This is a genomic window from Xinfangfangia pollutisoli, from assembly GCF_020179405.1.
GTDB classification, from domain to species: Bacteria; Pseudomonadota; Alphaproteobacteria; order Rhodobacterales; family Rhodobacteraceae; genus Pseudogemmobacter; species Pseudogemmobacter pollutisoli.
The window spans coordinates 1-19,998 of record NZ_JAICBZ010000074.1; the positions used below are offsets into that span (position 1 = coordinate 1).

A 19,998-nucleotide genomic window follows, 5' to 3' on the forward strand; every position below is an offset into this window, starting at 1 on the left:
CGATGCCGCGCTTGGTCGGGCAGGCCACGGTCAGGCAGTATTTCGTCATCTTGGGTCTCCGCTCGGAATATGTCTTGCAAGGCGCGGCGCCTGCGCAGGGCGCAGGCCGGGGCGCCAGGTCGGCCCCCGGCGCCGGTGATCCTTTCGGCCGCCCCCGCTGGCCCGCGCCCCCACCGCGTTCAGCCCCGCCGGCGATCCCGGCGGCGCATCTCAGATGTCCAGCGTGTTGTCGCGTTCCCAATGCGAGAAGTGGTTCACGAAGCTGTTCCACTCTTGCATCTTCAGCTTCAGATAACCGGCCGAGAATTCATCGCCCATCAGCGATTTCAATTCGGGATCGGCATCATAGGCGCGGATCGCGTCAAGCAGGTTCAAGGGCAGCTTCGGCGCGCCCTCGATCTTGTGGCCCTCGGCATACATGTCGATGTCGTAGCGCGGGCCCGGATCGGCCTTGGAGCGCATCCCCGACAGGCCGGCGGCGATGATCACCGCCTGCAGAAGATAGGGGTTCACCGCCCCGTCGGGCAGGCGCAGTTCGAACCGGCCGGGGCCGGGGACGCGGACCATATGGGTGCGGTTGTTGCCGGTCCAGGTCACGCTGTTCGGCGCCCAGGTCGCGCCCGACGTCGTGCGCGGCGCGTTGATCCGCTTGTAGCTGTTGATCGTCGGATTGGTGATGATCGCCAGCGCCGAGGCGTGTTTCATGATCCCGCCCAGGAAATGCCGGCCCTGATCCGACAGGCTCAGCTCCTTGCTGGGATCCGAGAAGGCGTTCTTGCCGGTCTTCTTGTCCCAGACCGAGATATGGGCGTGGCAGCCATTGCCGGTCATGCCCGGAATGGGTTTCGGCATGAAGGTGGCGCGCAACCCGTGCTTTTCGGCAACCGAGCGGACCATGAACTTGAAGAAGCTGTGCTTGTCGGCCGTGGCCATGGCGCCATCGTATTTCCAGTTCATCTCGAACTGGCCATTCGCGTCTTCATGGTCGTTCTGATAGGGCTCCCAGCCCAGGTCCAGCATGTAGTCGCAGATTTCCGCGATCACGTCATAGCGGCGCATCACCGCCTGCTGGTCGTAGCAGGGCTTCAGCGCCGTATCGGCCGGGTCCGAGATCTGCTGCCCGTCGGGCGTCAGCAGGAAGAATTCCGGCTCGACCCCGGTCTTGACCTCAAGCCCCAGTTCCGCCGTTTCATTGACCAGCCGGGTCAGCACATTGCGCGGCGCCTGATCCAGCGGGCCGCCCCCTGCCATAACGCAATTGGACGCGACCCAGGCCACGTCCTTCTTCCAGGGCAGTTGGATGACCGACGGGGCGTCGGGAATGGCCAGCATGTCGGGATGGGCAGGGGTCAGGTCCAGCCAGGTGGCAAAGCCGGCGAAACCCGCGCCGTCGGTCTGCATGTCGGCGATCGCCTGGCTGGGGACCAGCTTGGCACGCTGGGCGCCGAACAGGTCGGTATAGGAGATCATGAAGTATTTCACGCCTTTTTCGCGGGCGAAGGCGGCAAGATCGGTCATGGCGGTTGGTCCTGTTGGAGGAGGAGGTCGGGAAAGCGGGCGGGGTACTTTGCCCCGCCCGTCTTGAGACTTCAGAAGCCGGACTTGCCGGGGATCCAGTCGGTGCCGGCCAGGGGCACGCCGGCCATGGCGGCGGCCTCGATGGTCAGGGCACAGAGATCTTCGGGTTCCAGATTGTGGACATGGCTTTTGCCGCAGGCCCGCGCGATGGTCTGGCATTCCAGCGTCAGCACCGCCAGGTAGTTGCGCAGCCGCCGTGCCGCCTCGACCGGGTCCAGCCGCTTCATCAGCTCGGGGTCCTGGGTGGTGATCCCGGCCGGGTCGCGGCCTTCGTGCCAGTCGTCATAGGCGCCGGCGGTGGTGCCCAGCTTGCGGTATTCCTCTTCCAGATGCGGATCGTTGTCGCCCAGCGCGACCAATGCCGCCGTGCCGATCGCCACCGCATCGGCGCCCAAGGCCAGCGCCTTGGCCACATCGGCGCCGGTGCGGATCCCGCCCGAGACGATCAGCTGCACCTTCCTGTGCATGCCCAGATCCTGCAGCGCCTTCACCGCGGGGCGGATACAGGCCAGCGTCGGCTGACCGACGTTTTCGATGAACACGTCCTGCGTCGCGGCCGTGCCGCCCTGCATGCCGTCCAGCACCACCACATCCGCGCCCGCCTTCACCGCCAGCGCCGTGTCATAATAGGGCCGTGCCCCGCCGATCTTCACATAGATCGGCTTTTCCCAAGCGGTGATTTCGCGGATTTCCAGGATCTTGATTTCCAGATCGTCCGGCCCGGTCCAGTCGGGGTGGCGGCAGGCGGAACGCTGGTCGATTCCGACCGGCAGGTTGCGCATGTTCGCCACGCGCTGGGTGATCTTCTGGCCCAGAAGCATGCCGCCGCCGCCCGGCTTGGCGCCCTGCCCCACCACAACCTCGATCGCATCGGCGCGGCGCAGGTCATCGGGGTTCATGCCATAGCGGCTGGGCAGATACTGATAGACCAGCGTCTGGCTGTGGCCGCGCTCTTCCTCGGTCATGCCGCCGTCGCCGGTGGTGGTCGAGGTGCCGGCCATGGTCGCCCCACGGCCCAGCGCTTCCTTGGCATTGGCCGACAGCGCGCCAAAGGACATGCCGGCGATGGTGACCGGGATCTTCAGATGGATCGGCTTTTTCGCGAAACGCGTGCCCAGAACCACATCGGTCGCGCATTTCTCGCGGTAGCCTTCCAGCGGATAGCGGCTGATCGAGGCGCCCAGGAACAGCAGATCGTCGAAATGCGGCACCCGGCGTTTCGCGCCCCCGCCGCGGATGTCGTAGATCCCCGTCGCGGCGGCGCGGCGGATTTCGGAATTCACCTCGTTCGAGAAGGTCCAGGACTGACGCGGCTGCGTCTGCGGGATTTTCTTCTGGTCCATGATACCCTCAGTAAGCCGAAGCGTTGTCGACGTGGAAATTGTACAGCGTCCGGGCCGAGCCATAGCGCTTGAACTCTTCCGGTTTGGCATCGGCGCCGGCGCGGGTCAGCAGATCCTGCAGGATCGCGATATGTTCGGGCCGCATCTCTTTCTCGACGCAATCGGCGCCCAGGGACTTGACCGCGCCGCGCACGAACAGCCGCGCCTCGTACAGGCTGTCGCCCAGCGCGTCGCCCGCATCGCCCAGGACGACCAGATTGCCCGATTGCGCCATGAAGGCCGACATATGGCCGATGCTGCCATGCACGACGATGTCGATCCCCTTCATCGAGATGCCGCAGCGCGACGAGGCGTTGCCCTTGATCACCAGCAACCCGCCGCGCCCGGTGGCGCCGGCATATTGGCTGGCATCGCCTTCGATGATCACCGTGCCCGACATCATGTTTTCGGCCACACCCGGGCCGGCCGAGCCGGTGACCTTCACGGTCGCCTGCTTGTTCATGCCCGCGCAGTAATAGCCGGTCGAGCCCTTGACGGTCACTTCGATCGGCGCGTCCAGGCCCACGGCGATGGCATGCGCGCCCTTGGGGTTCACGATTTCCCAGGCAGTCTGGTTGGTTTGCTTGGCCTGCGCCTGCAGTGCCGCGTTCAGATCGCGCAGCGGCGTGGTGGCCATGTCGATGGTCTGCATGTCTCTCAGCGCTCCCAGAAATAGACGGTGGCGGGCTCGGGTTCCCAGACGCGGGCCGTCTCGATGCCCGGCAGGTTGGCCAGCGCGCGGTATTCGCTGCCGAAGGCGACATAGTCATCGGTTTCGGCCATGACGGCGGGCTTGCAGGCCACCGGGTCGCGCACCACGCCAAAGCCGTTCTTGGTGCCGACGACGAAAGTGAAGAACCCGTCCAGATCGGTCAGCGTGCCTTCCAGCGCCTCGCCCAGATTGGCACCTTCGGCCAGGCGGGACGAGATGTAGCAGGCGGCGACTTCGGTGTCGTTCTGGGTCTTCGGAGCGAAACCCTTCTGGGTCAGGATCCGGCGCATCTGGTTGTGGTTCGACAGCGAGCCGTTATGCACCAGGCATTGGTCGGCGCCGGTGGAAAACGGGTGGGCGCCCAGCGTGGTGACGGCGCTTTCGGTGGCCATCCGGGTATGGCCGATGCCGTGGCTGCCGGCCATCTGGCGCAGGCCGAAGCGGGCGGCCACATCCTTGGGAAGACCGACTTCCTTGAAGATTTCCATGCTTTCGCCGGTGCCCATCACCCGGATGCCGCGCTCGGCCATATAGGCCGAAACCGCCGGACCCGAGCCTTCCGGCAGGGTCAGGATCGCATGGGTGTCGACGACGCGGATCTCGACCGGCTGGCCGATCTCGGCTTCCAGCGCGCCTTGCAGACCGGCGAAGGTTTCGGCCGGCGTGTCGGACTGGATCGTCATCTTCAGCCCCGCATCGGCATCGCCGTAAATGGCGATTCCGGCCGAGTCCGGGCCGCGGTCGGTCATGGTGATCAGCATGTCGGTCAACAGACCGCCAAGCTCGGGGCGAAGGGCTTCGTTCTTAAGGAACAGGCCGACGATGCCGCACATGTCTTTCTCCGTTCATCTCCGGCACCGGGGCCGTCATGAATTTATTAACCGGCAGATTTATTTCCTCAAAGGATAATTTGCCTCTCAGGCATAAAATTTTCCTGCTGGACGAAACTGCTTAAAAGATAAGCGAAATCAGGCAGGATTCCGGGCGCGCGGGCGCGGAAAACCGGGCGGAATGCGCGACTCAGCCGCCTTGAGGATAGGTGATGATCGACAGATAGCGCGCCGGCAGCTCGTGCAGCACTTCGGGCCCATGCGGCGCATCGGCATCGAAGATCAGGCTGTCGCCCGGCTCCATCGTATAGACGCGGTCGCCATGGCGGTAATCGACGCGGCCTTCCAGCATGTACAGCATCTCGATTCCCTCATGCTGGAAGGTGGGGAACCGGTCGCTTTGCGTGGTCAGCACGATCAGATAGGGCTCGACCACCACGCCGGAATTGTTGGATCCGATATGGCCCAGCAGGTGGTACTGATGCCCCGCCCGCGTGCCCGCGCGTTCGATCTCGACCGCCTCGCCCGCCTTTACATGCATGGCGCCCCGCGGCTCTTCATAGCCGGTGAACAGCTGTACCAGCGGAATGCGCAGCGCATTGGCCAGGATCTGCAGCGTGTTCAAGGAGGGCGAGATCACCCCGTTCTCGATCTTCGACAGCATGCCGACCGACAGGCCGGTCTGTGCCGCCAGATCGCTGCCGGTCATGCGCTGGCGCTTGCGCAATTCGCGCACCTGGCGGCCAATCGCGGCTTCCAGATTCTTCTCCCGCGGCTCATGCACCGCATGCGGGTTCTGAACCAGCCGCATCTGCCGCAACTCGTTACTCTCGGTCATCTTGATCCTGACAATTCTGGCTGCGGGTGCGCCATGTTCAACGCCGACCGGCGCAAGGTCAAGCGCGGCCCCCCGGCGCAGCGGCGCGGCCGGGCCCGCAAATCTGGATATCCTGCACAAATTTGTTGACTTGCAGGATTTCCTGCACAATGGTTTCCCCATCCAGACGGAGACTCCGCCCGATGACCCTGCTTACCCGCATTCAGGACACATCCGAACGCCTGACCGCCTCGGACCGGCGCATCATCGAGGTGCTGCTGGGCCAGCAGGGCGAGGCGGTGTTCCTGTCGGCCGCGCAGCTGGCCGAACGCGCGCAGGTGCATGAAACCACCGCCACCCGCCTGGCGCAGAAGCTGGGGTTCAGCGGCTATCCCGAATTGCGGGCCCAGCTGCAGAAAGAGGTGATGGAAGGCCAGGATGCCGCGGCGCGGATGCGTCGGTCTGTGTCGAAAGTGGCCGATGGAAGCTATCTGGCCGATGTCGTGCAAAGCGAGATCTCGGCCCTGGAACAGCTGACGCGCAGCATCGACCAGCGCGATGTCGACATCGCCTCGGACATGATCGTTGCGGCGCGGCGGGTGTTCATCTTTGCCCAGGGCCATGCCACTTCGGTCTCGGTCTTCCTGCAGCGGCGGCTGGACCGCTTCGGCATGACCACGGTGATGCTGACCGGCCGCGGCCGCGACATTGCCGAACGGCTGACCAGCCTGGGCGCCGAGGATCTGGTGCTGGTGCTGGCCTTCCGCAAACAACCGACCGACTACGCGGCACTGATGGGCCATGCCGCGCAGGTGGGGGCGCGCAGCCTGCTGATTTCGGATCTGGCGGGGCCCACGATGACCCCGCCGGCCGGGCATCTGCTGGCGGCGCCCAGGGGGCGGTCGGGAACCGAGTTTCAGACCCCGATCGTCCCCATGACCATCGTCAACGCCATTCTGCTGACCATCGCCGGTCGGCATGAGCCGCAGGTCGTCGCCAAGCTGGAGGAGCTGGCGCGCCTGTTCGACCGCTTCGCCTGACGGCGGGGCCATCTCTGGGAGGAGAGACGACAGAATGCTGAAGACCTTGAAGGCCGCGCTGCTTGCGGCGGCCTGCGTCCCCGCTTTGGCTGCGGCGCAGGATCTGGACCAGATGACACCCGATGCGCTTTACGAATTGGCCAAGCAGGAGGGGACGGTCACGGTCTTCTCGCTGTCCAGCCGTATCGCCCGGGTCGAGAAGGCGTTTGAAGAGGCCTATCCGGGCGTCGATCTGGTGGGCATCGACCTCAGCTCGGCCAAGCAGGTCGCGCGGGTGGTGGCCGAACAGCAGGCCGGCGTCCATGCCGTCGATGTGCTGTATCTGGCCGATGCGCCGGTGGTGCTGCGCGATCTGCTGGCACCGGGCCGGATCAAGACCTATGTGCCGCCGCGGGTGGCCGACCAGATCGACGCCGAATTCAAGGCGCCGCTTCTGGTGCATCGCCTGTCGACCAAGGTCTTGATGTATAACGAGGCCGCCTATCCCGATGGCAGCCCGATCACCAATCTGTGGCAACTGACCCTGCCGGACTGGCGCGGCAAGGTGATGATGGTCGATCCCACCCAGCGCGGCGAACTTTTGGACCTGCTGACCGAAATCGCCCTGCATCCCGACGAGATGGCCGCGGCCTACAAGGCGCAATTCGGCACCGATCTGGCGGTGGACAGCGATCTGACCGGCGCGGGCGAGCAGTTCATCCGCAACCTGTTCCTGAACGATCTGGTGCTGGTGTCGAACAGCGACGATCTGAACAAGGCCGTCGGGATCAAGGATGCGACCAATCCTCCGGTGGCCTTCGGCACCTATTCCGACCGGCGCGACAATGAGGAAGAGGGCTGGGCGCTGCAGGTGGCCAATGACGTGGTGCCCGCGAATGGCATCCTGTTCCCGGCGGTGCTGGCCGTGGCCGACAAGGCCCCGCATCCGGCCGCGGCGCGGCTGCTGATCGACTTCATGTTCGGCGATGACAGCGCCGATGGCGGCCCGGCCTTCGCGCCCTTCAACGTGCCGGGCGATTACGCCACCCGCACCACCATTGCCGACGACCCGGATTCCGTGCCGCTGGAAGGGCTGAAGGCCTGGACCATCAACACCGAAGCCGTGGCCGAGCACCGGGCGCGGATCGCCGATCTGATCATCACCCTTCAGTAAGGCCCAAAGGCGCGGCCCCTGCCCGGCCGCGCCCCTTCCGGGCCCTGCTGACCACCGGAGACCCCCCGATGTCCCTGCCCTCGACGGCCGCGCCCCCCGGGCGCCGGCTTTTCACGGCGCGCCGCCTGCCTGCCCTGCTGATGATCCTGATCGTCGGCATTCTGGTGGTGGCGCCGCTTCTGCGCATCGTTCTGGCCACGCTGACCCCTGGCGGGCTTGAGGCCTGGCAGGCGGTGCTGGCAAGCCCGATGTCCCCCAACCTGTGGTGGCGGCCGCTGCTGAACACGCTGATCCTCGGGATCGGCGTATCGGCGGGCTGCCTGCTGCTGGGCGGCTTCACCGCCTGGCTGGTGGTGATGACCGATGTGCCGGGCCGCCGCCTTCTGGGCGTGATGCACACGCTGCCCTTCATGATCCCCAGCTTCGCCGCCGCCCTGGCCTGGGGCACGCTGTTTCGCAACAGCCGGATGGGCGGCTCGTCGGGCTTTTTCGAATCGAACGGCTTTCTGATCCCCGACTGGCTGGCCTGGGGCATCGTGCCGGTGCTGATCGTGCTGATCGCGCATTACTATTCGCTGGCCTTCACCATCATCGGCGCCGCCCTGTCCTCGGTGGGCGCCGATCTGGTCGAGGCCGCGCAGATGACCGGCGCGCGCCGGCCGCGGATCTTCTTCGGCATCGTCCTGCCGGTGGTCACCCCCGCTTTGGTTTCGGCCGGGTCGCTGACCCTGGCGGGCGCGGTGGCCAATTTCGCCGCCCCCGCGCTTCTGGGCCTGCCGGTGCGGATGCAGACCCTGTCCACCCGGCTGTTCGGCATGATCGAGATCGGCCAGGCCGAGCGCGGCTTCGTGCTGGCCTTGCTGCTGATCGCCGTCTCGGGCGTGTTCCTGTTCCTGTCCGACCGGCTGGTCTCGGGCCGCCGCGCCTTTGTCACCGTGACCGGCAAGGGCGGCCGCACCCGCCGCTTTCCCTTGGGCAAATGGCGCTGGCCGCTGTGCGCCCTGGGCTTCGGCCTGGCCGGGCTGACCACGGTCGTGCCGGTTCTGGTGCTGGTCGCCTCAAGCCTGGCGCCGCAGACCGGGGCGCTGTTCTCGAACTGGACGCTGCATTTCTGGCTGGGCGAGGGCGGCGGGCAGATCGCCCAGGGCACGGCGGGGATCTTCCGCAACCCGGTGCTGATCGGCGCGCTGGTCAACACGCTGAAGCTGGGCGTCACCGTGGCGCTGATCTCGATGGTGCTGGGCCTGGCGCTGGCCCATACGATCACCCGCAACAAGGGCACGGTCCTGGCCAATGTCCTCAGCCAGCTGGCCTTCCTGCCGCTGCTGATCCCCTCGATCGCCTTTGCCGCCGCCTATATCGCGCTGTTCGGCGCGCCGCTGGGCCCGCTGCCGTCGCTGTATGGCACCTTCACCCTGCTGGTCATGGCCGCCGCCGCCCATAACCTGCCCTATGCGGTGCAGGCCGGCCGCTCGGTTCTGGGCCAGATCGCCACCGATCTGGAGGAAAGCGCCCGGCTGACCGGCGCGGGGCCGCTGCGGCGGATGTGGGCCATCGTCTTCCCGCTGGCGATCCGCGGCCTTCTGGCCGGCGCGATCCTGGTCTTCGTCAAGATGGTTCGCGACCTGTCGCTGGTCGTCCTGCTGTTCAGCGCCACTTCTCCGGTCCTTTCGATGGTCGCCTACCGCTATGCCGCCGAAGGGTTCATGCAATTCGCCAATGCCATCACCGTTCTGATCCTTGTGATCTGCCTGGCCGCCTCGCTGATCGCGCAGGCCCTGCAGGCGCGGGTGCAGAAATGGAAGGAGTAACTGCCATGGCTTCCGCCCCGACCGAAGCAAAGGATGCGATCCGCATCACCCATCTGGTGAAGCGCTTCGGCGATTTCACCGCCATTCCCGACCTGTCGCTGTCGGTGCCGCCCGGGGCCTTCCTGGTGCTGGTCGGACCTTCCGGCTGCGGCAAATCCACCCTGCTGCGCATGCTGGCGGGGCTGGACGACCCCTCGGGCGGCGAAATCGCCTTCATGGGCCAGACCGTGTCCTCGGGCGCGGGCGGCGTGGTGGCCGATCCGAAAAAGCGCAATGCCGGGCTGGTGTTCCAGTCCTACGCGCTTTGGCCGCATATGACGGTGGCCGGCAATATCGGCTGGCCGCTGAAAGTGGCCGGCTGGGACAGGCAAGCGCGCGAGGCACGGATCGACGAGGTGCTGGGGCTTCTGGGCATCGCGGCCCTGCGCGACCGCTATCCGGCCGAGATCTCGGGCGGCCAGCAGCAACGCGTCGCCATCGCCCGGACGCTGGCACCGAAGCCCGCCATCCTGCTGTTTGACGAGCCGCTGTCGAACCTGGACGCCAAGCTGCGGATCGAGATGCGCAGCGAGTTGATGCGCATCCACCGCGCCACCGGGGCCACCTCGGTCTATGTGACGCATGACCAGGTCGAGGCGATGACCATGGCCAGCCATGTGGCGGTGATGAACCACGGCCGCGTCGAACAGTTCGGCCCGCCGCGCGAGCTGCTGGCCCGCCCGGCCACCACCTTTGTTGCCACCTTCCTGGGCACGCCGCCGGGCAATCTTCTGCCCGCGCAACGGCGGGGCGACTGGCTGGAACATGCGGGGGTCGCGCTGGCCCCGGCCGCTTTGGCGCAAGGGCGCGACGCGGTCCAGCTGTTCTACCGCGCCGAACAGATCGGCATCGGCCCCGCCGCCGGGCGCCCGGTCTTGAAGGCCGAATTCTCGGAATCCGCCCCCATGGCCGGCAAGGTCATGGTGACGGCCACGGCCGGCGCCGCGGGCGATGCCCTGCGCCTGTCGGCCATTGTCGACGACTTCCCCGATGCGCGCCCCGGCGATGCCATCGACCTGACCCTCTCCGGCGCGCCTGACGCCGTCTTTGCCATGACCGGCGAAAGGATCGAATGATGCGGCTTATCCTGATGCGCCATGGCGAAACCAACTGGAACGCGGAATCGCGGCTGCAGGGCCAGGACAATTCCGACCTGTCCGAGCGCGGGATCGAACAGGCCCGCCGCTTCCGCGCCTTCGTCCGGGCGCTGAACCCCGCCCGCGTGGTGTCTTCGGATCTGGGCCGCACCCGGCAGACCGCAGGCCTGATCGGCCATGGCGACTGCCCCTCGGATCCGCGGCTGCGCGAATGGGACATGGGCAGCTGGACCGGCCGCACCAAGCCCGAGCTGATCGCCGCCCATGCCGATCTGTACCATGCCTGGCGCGCCGGCACCCATACGCCCGAGGGCAGCGAGCCCTGGGCCACGTTCCGCGCCCGGGTGGCCGAGGGGCTGCGCCATTGGCTGGCCGCCGGCGAGGGCGACCTGCTGGCCGTCGTGCATGGCGGGGTGATCCGCGCCGCGCTGGATGCTTTCCTGCAGATCCCGCCCGCGCGGGTGATCCCGGTCACGCCCGGCACCGGCACGATCCTGTCCTTCGCGCCCGGCGATTTCGCCACGGCGCAGCTGGAAGGCTACAATATCGGCGCCGTCGTGCCCGATCTTTCCGTCGCCGACTGACGGCGCCATGACCGGCACCTTTGTCATCCTTGATCTTCTGGGCGGGGTTGCCCTGCTGCTTTGGGGGGTGCGGATGGTGCGCACCGGGATGGAGCGCGGCTGGGGCGACCGGCTGCGCGCCTGGCTGGAGCGGCGGCTGTCGAACCGGATCGCGGCCTTTGGCGGCGGGCTGGGCGTCACGGCGGTTCTGGGCAGCGCCACGGCGACGACGCTGATCGTGGCGGGCCTGGCTGGCGGCGGCGTTCTGGCCCCGGCGACCGGGCTTGCGGTGCTGCTGGGCGCCGATGTCGGATCGGCGGCGACGGCGGCGGTGCTGGCCTCGGGCTCGTCCGTGGCGGCGATGCTGGCGCCGCTGCTGATCTTCGCGGGCTACGTGACCTTCGGCCGCTCGGCCGAGTTCCGGCCGCGCAATCTGGGCCGGATGCTGATCGGCCTGGGGCTGATGCTGTTCGCGCTGAAGCTGGTGGTGGGCGCCACCGCCCCCCTGCGCGAGGCGACGCTGTTCCATGAGGTGCTGAACGCGCTGGCGGCCGAGCCGCTGCTGGCCTTTCTGGCCGGCGCGCTGCTGACCTGGCTGTGCCATTCCTCGCTGGCGGTGGTGCTGCTGCTGACGACCTTCGTGATCAATGGCAGTCTGGGGCCCGAACAGGCGCTGCCCTTCGTTCTGGGGCTGAATTTCGGCGGCGGCCTGCCGGCGCTGACCGCGACGCTGGGCCAGCCCGCGGCGGCGCGGCATCTGCCGGTCGCCAATCTGCTGTGCCGCGGCGGGCTGGCGGTGATCGGGCTGTTGGCGCTGGCGCCGCTGCTGCGGGGCATGGCGTTGCTGCACCCTGCCCCGGCGACGGCTGTCGCGCAGCTGCATCTGGGCTTCAACCTGGCGGCGGCGGTGATCTTCCTGCCGCTGTCAGGCCCGGTCCTGCGGCTGGTCGGCCGGCTTCTGCCCGCCGATCCGCCCTCGGACCAGATGCATTACGCGCCGCGCTACCTGACCGCCCCGGTGCCCGACCTGCCCCAGGTGGCGCTGACCAATGCGGCGCTGGAAACCGCCCGCATGGCCGAGATGGTGACCGCCATGGCCGAGCGGACGCTGGAGGTGCTGGACAGTGGCAAGCTTGAGACATTGCGCGATCTGGCGCCGCTGGATGCCCAGTTGTCGGCGCATCTGAAGGCGCTTGGCGCCTATCTGTTCGGGCTGGCCGCCGAGGGCCGCAGCGGCGCGGCGGCGCAGCGGGCGCGGATGATCCTGCATTATGCCGGCAGTCTGGAACATGCCGGCGACATCATCCGCCGCAATCTGGGCGACCGGGCGCGGCAGAAGGTGCGGCGCAATGTCGGGCTGGATGCGCGCCAGCGCACCAGCCTGGCCGAGCTGCGCGCCGTGGTGCTGGAAACGCTGCGGGCGCTGCCTGCGGCCTTGTGTTCGGACGCGCTGGACGTGGCGATGGATCTGGCCAGCCGCAAGGATGTGTTCCGCGCGCTGGAAGACCGGATCGTCGCCGCCGATCTGGCCGAGGGCCAGCCCGACAGTGCCGCGTCGAAACTGTTCCTCGACATCCTGCGCGATCTGCACCGGGTGAATTCCGTCCTGGCCGCCGCCGCCTATCCCCGCCTTGCCGCGGCCGGCCTGATGCATCCCAGCCGCCTGCGCGACCAGGACCCGCCCAGCGACTGACACCCCCAAGGAAAAGCCCGCGCCGCCACGACGGGGCGGTGGTGGCCTTTGGGGGTGACCTTGCCTGCAAGGCGCGGCGACATCTGGAAGAAGTGGTGAGCCCGAGAGGGCGCGATTGATGTATAGATATCAGAGATTTAAGCTCTAGAACAGCGCTCGACCCGTATTGGTGAAATCAATGGGTTAGAGGAACCGCCACGCAGCACGAGAAGGTATCGACAATGGTGAGGACACGGATCTTCTTATCCGTCGCCAGCTGGTCGCGCACGGCGTCCATGGCCCAGGTCTGGTTCGGTCCAGCCGCTTCGACCCCGTCGTCGCGTCGCTTGGCCTTCACTCGGCGCTTGGGCACCTTGTTTCTCAGCTGCGAACCCAACTCCCTGCAAATGTGGTAGGCTTTCTTCATATTTATTCCCCAGCCCTCGCGCTCCAGAAGGACGTGGACGCCGCGATAGCCATATCGGGCCCGGGTCTCGCAGATCTTCCGGATCCGTTTCTCGATGGCAGCTTGATCGGTGCGGCGGGACTTGTGGTGAAACGTCGAGCGGCCGAATCCAATGGCCCCGCAAGCCTGTCGGATCGAGACCGCCCGATCGCGGCACGTCCCGCGAACCAGTTCGCGCGTGCGACCAGGTCCCAGAGCTTTCGCCGGATGACATCCTGAAGCATCTCGCGGTCCAGAGCCAGATCTGCCACGATCTTCTTCGGCCGCCGCATCTCGTCGGGCAGCAGCCCAGCGTACTTCTTCTTCAAGACAAAGTAGGTCGTCAAACTGATCCCTGCCTCGCAACAGATCTCGGAAACAGCCGCGCCTTCTTCGCCCTGATTCAGGATGAGCGCCTTCATGCGGGCCCGCTCCTTTCCCAGCCGGGAAAGCGTCGTGGAAAACTCCAGCAACAAACGGTCCAGTTTCCGGGGATAAGATCACCGATTTCAAACGGAGTGACGACCCCACCCGTGGCCCAGCGGCCGGCCAGGTGAGGTGTGCCCCTTCCAGGCAGGGTAAGCCTTACGCTGCACGGGTCCAGCGCGTGCCGTGCCACATCAGACGGAGCGCCTGTTCTCCGCTCAGAACCACATCCGATCCGCCAAGAGCCGTGTTGAAGGCGGCACCGTTAGGCACGGTCAGGGTAAGGCCACTGTCGACAACGGCCGAAATGGTCAGGACCTGGCCTACATATGTGCCAAGCGGCAGCGCCCCGAGCGTCTTACTTGCACCGCCGTTGACGTAGGCCCGGACGATCACCTCACGATTCCCGCGCCGAAGCAACGGGATCAAATAGTCGGCCGTGACTGTCACTTCGATATAGCCGCTGTGCCAGGACCAGTCATCAGCCCGCCAATCCCACGGCGCCGCGAATCCTACGCCCGTGGACCCGGTGATCTGGCAATTGATCTTGTAATTCGCGCCCAGCTTCTGGGTCACGATCTTCTCAGGTTTCATAATCACGGTCCCAGTGGCCGCTGCCTCTTTGTAGAATACGGCCGTCATGTTCGCGTCATTGGTCGTGACCACCTCACCGCCATTCCAGGCGGATGCGGCAGCGCCAAGCCCTGTGATCGCTCCATACTGGCTGGCTCCGACAGGAATATCCTGCAAGTCGAAAATCACACGAGAATGCCGGGCATCGACAATAGCGTCGTCCAGGCGGATCGCGCGCGCTCCATTCACATTGGACCCGACCCCGGGGCGGAAGGTCACATCTCCGCGTAGCCGCACCTTGCCCTTCAGGTTTCCGATGTTACCAGACTTCCTCGACCTGAAGCAGCCACCGCGTACCTCGAAATCCGTTTCGCCGAGCGTATAGAGCGGGTACTGATCCACATCGACGTCGGCGCCCTGCACGATGATGCCATTCGTCGGCTCAGTGACCCCCTTTTCCTCTTCGGTATAGATCAGGATGCCGTTTTTGCCATTGTAGGCTTGGGGATTGATCAGCCGATGAGCGACGCCGCGAACGACGAACTGCCCCCCGCCAGTCGTGCCGCCGCTTGCGACGCAATTCGCGAATGTGACGTTCTCAGCACCATGATGCGTGTCCCAGGCAGCCTGCGAATTGCCGTGGCACTGCCCTGTGACAAGAGCCCCATAGGTTGCGCCATAGAGCTCGATCTGGGCGCTGTCTGCGGCAATTCTCGGCATGTTGGTGGTGTAGCAATGGCGGTTTCTTCCGCCATTCAGCTCGGCCCTGGTGAAATACGATCCATCGTTGAGCAGATATCCGAACTGTTCATTTGTCTCCATGTTGCGCAGATCGCGCCCAGACGCACGAACCCGGGCACCAAAGCACCCGACCAGCGAGATTGCCGCATTGTACGTGTGCTCGATATCCACCCCGTCGATCAGCAGATCGCTGACCCCATTGGCGATCATGGGCGTGGGTCGCCAATCCGCCTCATGTCCAAGCTCGTAGCCGATCATGCCGCCGCGCCATTCGATTCGACGCCGCGGCATGCGGGCGATGCGAACATTAGTGTCCATGTCCCATGGGCAAGGACGGTCCAGTGTCAGGACGTTCCCCGCGACCGCCTCAACAACGGCCATCCACCCGCGCCGATAATCCGTGCCATCCGCGCCTGCCGCTCTCGTGCAACGCTGCTTGTCATCGGCGCACAGCTTGACCAAGTCGTTGACCGCAAAAGCGCTGCCATCGGTCACGGTGACCGTCTTGCGCGGCCCCCAGAAATCATCTCCGTCCACCGCCGCGGCTGCCTGCACCTCTTCCCAGACGGGTGGTGCGACGCGGAAGAATGTCGTGGCCGCTTCCATCGTGACGGACGCACCCGTGGCATCGATCACCACATTGTTGTAGCCGCCCAAATCGAAATACGATGCCCCGGTGTAGAGACCCGGTGGAATGCGGACGACACCACCGCCTTTCGAATCTGCATAGGCGACAGCTCTCTGCACAGCAAAAGAGATATCACCTCCATCGGCAGCCGAGATAAATCTGCGAACGGATACGTCTCCGGCGTCACTCATCTTCGGCCGGTAATGCGCGCCAAGGGTCATCCCAGCACCTCAAAGAAAATGGTGAAGGATCGACCCTGCAGGTAGGCCGTTTTGCCAGAGGCGAGGAAAAATTCAGCCGTTCGGCCAGCGACGATTTCAAAGCCGAAATTCGTGTCACCATCAGGATCTGCGGGCGAAAAGAGGCAGGAACCGTCGCGCACCTGAAAATCGGTATCGTCAGCCAGCGGACCGATCACCACAACACCATCTGTGCGAACCACGATCCCGCTCGCCGTTGGCGGTGAAATAGTGATCGTTCGGACGCCATCGATATTCTTGAAAGTAACAAGGGGCATGGTTTTATCCTTAGCTCGGGGTCGCGATTTCGGAAATGGCATCGACTGCCCTACACAATGCAAGCGGCCGCGATTTTCGGCCACCGCCGCGGTGATCAGCTTGCCTTCGCCGCCCTGGAGGAGCACATCCGGGCGACGTCCGGGCCCGGTGTCATCCCTGATGCATCATTTGCATGCTTCTTCCGTGAATCGAAAACCCAAATGCCGCGCTGTTGCGAACCGTGAGCGACGTTAGGCTTCAGGCGCATTGATTGTCAAAGCCGGAACAGGGCGCTTGCGGCCCGGACGACTGCGGCAAGAAAGACCCTGGGCCATCTGTCATGTCGGCGCGCGATCCTGCGCCAGACCTTGAGCCTGCCGCACATGATCTCGATCCGGTTGCAGCGTTCGTATCGGCGTCGGTCGTACCGGATAGCCTTGCCGCAGGTCTTCCGGCCAGGAACGCAAGGCTTTATCCCCTTGTCTTCTAACGCTTCCCGGAACCAGTCTGCGTCAGAGCCGCGGTCCGCGATCAACCCGTCCGCACCCGGTGGCTGCGCAGCGGGGCCGCCACGCCCACGAAGTCGCTGACCTGCCGCCCCGCCATGAAGAAACGGATCGGACATCCCTTCGCGTCCGTCAAGGCATGCAGCTTGGTGTGCAGCCCGCCTTCATGCGCCGGCCAGATGTCCGCGCTTGAGGCTACCCTCATTGCGCCGCAGGCTCGATGCCGTGCGGTGCGCCCCCAGGTATATCGCGCCCATCACCACGACCTGTTCCTCGCCCCCGCCAGAAGCCGGCCGCTCCATGGTCCGGGCGACGCCCCCACCCGGCGTCAGCGGGTCCAACGGGTGTAGAGCGTCTTCGGCGGTCCATGCCCGTACGGGGCGTCACACGACCGCAACCCATTGCGATTGAAGAAGACTACCCCGCTCAGGACGCGCCGATCATCGGCCCGCGAACGGCCATGACTGTTTGGGAAAAATGGCCGCAGCCGCGCGATCTGCGCATCGGTCAGCCAAAACAAGTGGCACGTCCCCCCCCGTCAATCCGGAAGCTTGTCTCATGCGCCCCCCCCTCAAGCAGATCAATGGGCCCTGATCCTAAGTTCGTCAATGACATGGCTCTGGCAGGTCTCACGGGGCGATCGGAAAACACCAACAAACGGGTGGCGCGGCCACTCGATGATTAAGCGGAAGCACGCGCAGGAGAATTAATATCAAGAATACAGCCAAAACCATGAAGTGGAATGAAATTGCCAGCCGAAACACCAGAGTGAATCCAAAAAAATGAATATATACCGCTTGAGGGTGCCACAAGGGATTCCCGCCCGACTTCGAAGAAAAGCAGGGACCAGGCAACAAATGACATCAAGAATATACCCAGGATCGAGCAAAGGATGGCCTTAAGATCATTCCACGTTATTTGCATCGCCCCCCCCGATGGGAAGGGCGTGATCTGGCGACAAAGGCTTGACGAAAGACCAAAAGAAATATGACGCTGATGTAGAAAACCGATAACCCAAGGAAGTAAATTAAAGTTAGAAGGTAGGCATCACCACAGAACCCACAAAATGACACGGATGTTTCGTATCTGCGGCCGATTGCATCAAACTCAAGAAGCCAGGATGAAATCCCGGAAAGAGCATGCCTGAGAATCTCTCACCGACGCTCCAACCCCAATAGACAACCAAAGGCAACCGTCAAAATAAACGTGAATGGCAGAACGTAGAGATACCTCATCGCGCGGCCATCTCAGGAGTATTGATCCAGGATGTCAAATTACCCCATTCTGGCGATATGAAAGTTTTATTCCGAGCGTTGGATACTTGGCACCTCGCAAGATCACCCCACGCACCAGGAATTGATGCACACAATATTAAACTCATCACCGTACATCCCGCCCAATCTCATCCGTCCTTTTGCACACCTGCAATGGTGCCTCAAGGCATATCTGGCTTTCAGCCTATCCAAAAAACTGGAGGCAGTTTACAAATATACACTGAACGACAATAGTCACCTCAAAGATGCGAATTCCAGTCACCGCATAAACAGCCCCACCGGACGCAGGAAGTGTGATTACCGATCAGATTCGCATGCGGACAGCCTGGCCCACACGCCCATGAGCTATCTACATTAACGATCCGATCTGTTCCGGATCTCTCAATCGGGGTCCCCTTCATTTTCGGCCATGCATCGCGTTCGCTATGACAGCGCCCTCAACTTCCATCCAGCGCAAGCGAGCCTCCGGGTTTGAGACTGGCGTTTGAGGCAGATTTCGCTGCAGGGCCGAAGCGGGGCTTTGCGGGGCGTAAAGCTGCGGGATGAAGATCTGAGCGACGCTGGCGGCTGTCTTCCGCCAAGAATGGAGCGGGGATACGCGATGTTGAAGCATCAGCCGGGCGTGATTGGGTGTTCCGTCCCGGCCGCTCGCGCGTCGGATCGAGGATGAATCGCTCCGCTTACGATGGCGAGATTTTGAAGTCGTATTCGTAGGGCGCAAGGCCTCCGCGCGTCTTGAGTTGGCGGGCGAAGCTGTAAGCAGCCAGAAAGTCCGCAAGGGGCCCGGGGTAGCGCAGAGCAACGATTAGCGTCGTCACCGAGGCCCATGAAAGGCGCTTCATCGACACAGTACTCTCAAGCCTCGGCAGATATTGAACTACTGTACAGAACGCGCGCGCGTCGCAGCGATGCGGTGCTGATCGCGCCCGGGATGGTCGGCCGCGACGGGGTGCCGACCTATCACGGGTCCAAGACCGGCAATCAGGCCTATATCTCCTGGACCTGCTCAAGGCCGCCGCATGCGCATGAGGCTGACCGGCAGCAGATGCACCGGGCGTTGGCCGCCGTCTCGACCGGGCACCTGACCAGGCTTGCGGCCCGGGCCGGGCGCACGCGGTCCTTCAATGCCGTGGGAAACGTGATCGCGGCCGCGGCGGCAGGATTCGGCCGATCGGCGCATGGCTTGCGCAAACCTCGTGCCATCACCCGGGCCGAGTCGGGCGCGAATCCGCTGGAAATCAGGGCCGGGACCAGCCATCGCAGCCTGTCGGATGTCGCCCATTACATGGCCAAGGCCGACCGCAAGCGCCTGGTGCGCGGAACGGAACAAGACCAGAATCTTGCAAACCCCCGGAAGCCAGCTGGAAAGGTGCTGGCACCATCCTGATTTAACAGGGGGTTTCCTGGAAGTGGTGAGCCCGACAGGATTCGAACCTGTGACCCACTGATTAAAAGTCAGTTGCTCTACCAACTGAGCTACGGGCCCACGGCTGCGGCGTGTAAGGAAGCCCCCCAGACGCGTCAACCCCCAAATCGCGGGCATCGGGCCTTGCCTTCGGCAGATGCGGGCGCGGCGGAAGGCGCGCGGCCCGCCCGACCGCGCCTTTCCCGGGCGGCTAGACCCGTTCCAGCAGGCCGCGCAGATGCGCGAGGCTTTCGGCCACCGCGGCGGCTTCGCTGCCATAGCCCGGGGCGAGCCAGTCGATTTCCACTGCCAGCACGCCCGCATAGCCATGGGCGCGCAATTCCTGCAGCGCAAAGCCCAGGTCGATCACCCCGCGCCCCGCAGGCACGCTGGGCCAGAAGGCGATGGTCGCGGGATCGCCGCCGCGCGCCTCGATGTCCTTGATATGGGTGGCCTTGGCATAGGGGGCCAGCTTGCGAATCACCGTCTTGGGATTTTCGTACAAACGCAGGTTGTTGGCCGTATCCAGACAGACGCCCAGATGGTCGGAGCCGATGGTCTCGATCAGGTCCACCATCTCATCCGCCAGCAGGTCGATGTGGTTCTCAACCGCAAGAACCACGCCCAGCGCCTTGGCGTCACGCAAGAGCGGGGTCAGAAGCGGCAAGAGCGCGGCCTTGTGCGCGGCCCAGCTTGCAGGCCGCGTGCCCCGGCCCCCGGCGCAGATCCGCATCACCTTGGCCCCCACCGCAGCGGCATCGGCCAGGCTGGCCCGGGCCTCCTCCAGCGCTGCGGGCGCCGCCCCCGAC

15 protein-coding genes, 1 tRNA gene and 2 pseudogenes are annotated in these 19,998 nt (G+C 64.8%); 7 read left to right on the top strand and 11 right to left on the bottom strand.

The annotated features are described in order from the left end of the window. Positions 1–210: 210 nt before the first annotated feature. From glnT to K1Y73_RS17280, 5 genes are all read right to left on the bottom strand, one after another. The gene (gene glnT, locus K1Y73_RS17260) at positions 211–1,518 is read right to left on the bottom strand and encodes a type III glutamate--ammonia ligase (RefSeq protein ID WP_225029553.1); all 1,308 of its coding nucleotides are present in this window, start codon (positions 1,516–1,518) and stop codon (positions 211–213) included. A gap of 71 nt (positions 1,519–1,589) precedes the next feature. Beyond that, positions 1,590–2,921, bottom strand: coding sequence for an FMN-binding glutamate synthase family protein (locus tag K1Y73_RS17265; protein WP_225029554.1), 1,332 nt, complete (start codon positions 2,919–2,921; stop codon positions 1,590–1,592). A 7-nt stretch (positions 2,922–2,928) separates the two neighbouring features. Beyond that, positions 2,929–3,612: a GltB/FmdC/FwdC-like GXGXG domain-containing protein gene (locus K1Y73_RS17270; RefSeq protein WP_225029555.1), complete on the bottom strand. Its 684-nt coding sequence runs from the start codon at positions 3,610–3,612 to the stop codon at positions 2,929–2,931. 5 nt (positions 3,613–3,617) lie between these two features. Beyond that, the gene (locus tag K1Y73_RS17275; RefSeq protein ID WP_225029556.1) at positions 3,618–4,505 is read right to left on the bottom strand and encodes a class II glutamine amidotransferase; all 888 of its coding nucleotides are present in this window, start codon (positions 4,503–4,505) and stop codon (positions 3,618–3,620) included. 187 nt (positions 4,506–4,692) lie between these two features. After that, a complete protein-coding gene (locus K1Y73_RS17280; protein ID WP_225029557.1) occupies positions 4,693–5,340 on the bottom strand; it encodes a helix-turn-helix domain-containing protein in 648 nt (215 codons plus the stop codon). Between the two features lie 182 nt (positions 5,341–5,522). Between K1Y73_RS17280 and K1Y73_RS17285 the strand changes: the two genes are divergently transcribed. The 6 genes from K1Y73_RS17285 (at position 5,523) to K1Y73_RS17310 (ending at position 12,715) form a co-directional block, all read left to right on the top strand. Beyond that, positions 5,523–6,359 carry a MurR/RpiR family transcriptional regulator gene (locus tag K1Y73_RS17285; RefSeq protein WP_225029558.1) on the top strand — a complete coding sequence of 279 codons (837 nt, stop codon included), beginning with the start codon at positions 5,523–5,525 and terminating at the stop codon, positions 6,357–6,359. Between the two features lie 34 nt (positions 6,360–6,393). Further along, positions 6,394–7,512 carry an ABC transporter substrate-binding protein gene (locus K1Y73_RS17290; RefSeq protein WP_225029559.1) on the top strand — a complete coding sequence of 373 codons (1,119 nt, stop codon included), beginning with the start codon at positions 6,394–6,396 and terminating at the stop codon, positions 7,510–7,512. A 68-nt stretch (positions 7,513–7,580) separates the two neighbouring features. Beyond that, complete coding sequence (locus tag K1Y73_RS17295; protein ID WP_225029560.1) at positions 7,581–9,323, top strand: ABC transporter permease; 1,743 nt, start codon at positions 7,581–7,583, stop codon at positions 9,321–9,323. A gap of 5 nt (positions 9,324–9,328) precedes the next feature. Beyond that, the gene (locus K1Y73_RS17300; protein ID WP_225029561.1) at positions 9,329–10,438 is read left to right on the top strand and encodes an ABC transporter ATP-binding protein; all 1,110 of its coding nucleotides are present in this window, start codon (positions 9,329–9,331) and stop codon (positions 10,436–10,438) included. Continuing rightward, positions 10,438–11,043: a histidine phosphatase family protein gene (locus tag K1Y73_RS17305; protein ID WP_225029562.1), complete on the top strand. Its 606-nt coding sequence runs from the start codon at positions 10,438–10,440 to the stop codon at positions 11,041–11,043. Before K1Y73_RS17300 ends, K1Y73_RS17305 begins: the two co-directional genes overlap by 1 nt. A 7-nt stretch (positions 11,044–11,050) precedes the next feature. Further along, positions 11,051–12,715, top strand: a complete 1,665-nt coding sequence (locus K1Y73_RS17310) for a Na/Pi cotransporter family protein (protein ID WP_225029563.1) — start codon at positions 11,051–11,053, stop codon at positions 12,713–12,715. Between the two features lie 190 nt (positions 12,716–12,905). Here the strand turns inward: K1Y73_RS17310 and K1Y73_RS17315 are convergent. The 4 genes and pseudogenes from K1Y73_RS17315 to K1Y73_RS17330 all read right to left on the bottom strand — a co-directional run. Next, positions 12,906–13,561: pseudogene (locus tag K1Y73_RS17315) on the bottom strand (IS3 family transposase); the annotation flags it as partial. A 163-nt stretch (positions 13,562–13,724) separates the two neighbouring features. Further along, positions 13,725–15,728 (bottom strand): hypothetical protein, encoded by a 2,004-nt coding sequence (locus K1Y73_RS17320; protein ID WP_225029564.1) that lies wholly within the window; start codon positions 15,726–15,728, stop codon positions 13,725–13,727. Beyond that, positions 15,725–16,024 (bottom strand): hypothetical protein, encoded by a 300-nt coding sequence (locus K1Y73_RS17325; protein WP_225029565.1) that lies wholly within the window; start codon positions 16,022–16,024, stop codon positions 15,725–15,727. The genes K1Y73_RS17320 and K1Y73_RS17325 overlap by 4 nt, the downstream gene beginning before the upstream one ends. Positions 16,025–16,278: 254 nt before the next feature. After that, positions 16,279–17,030 (bottom strand): annotated as a pseudogene (locus K1Y73_RS17330) (IS5 family transposase). A 1,580-nt stretch (positions 17,031–18,610) separates the two neighbouring features. Between K1Y73_RS17330 and K1Y73_RS17335 the strand changes: the two are divergent. After that, on the top strand, positions 18,611–19,171 hold the full coding sequence (locus K1Y73_RS17335; RefSeq protein ID WP_225029566.1) for a hypothetical protein: 561 nt from the start codon (positions 18,611–18,613) through the stop codon (positions 19,169–19,171). Positions 19,172–19,194: 23 nt separating this feature from the next. Here the strand turns inward: K1Y73_RS17335 and K1Y73_RS17340 are convergent. Together K1Y73_RS17340 and K1Y73_RS17345 are read right to left on the bottom strand one after the other, a co-directional pair. Next, a tRNA-Lys gene (locus K1Y73_RS17340) sits at positions 19,195–19,270 on the bottom strand. Positions 19,271–19,400: 130 nt separating this feature from the next. Then, on the bottom strand, positions 19,401–19,998 hold a 598-nt coding region (locus K1Y73_RS17345), incomplete at its 5' end, for a sugar phosphate isomerase/epimerase family protein (RefSeq protein ID WP_225029567.1).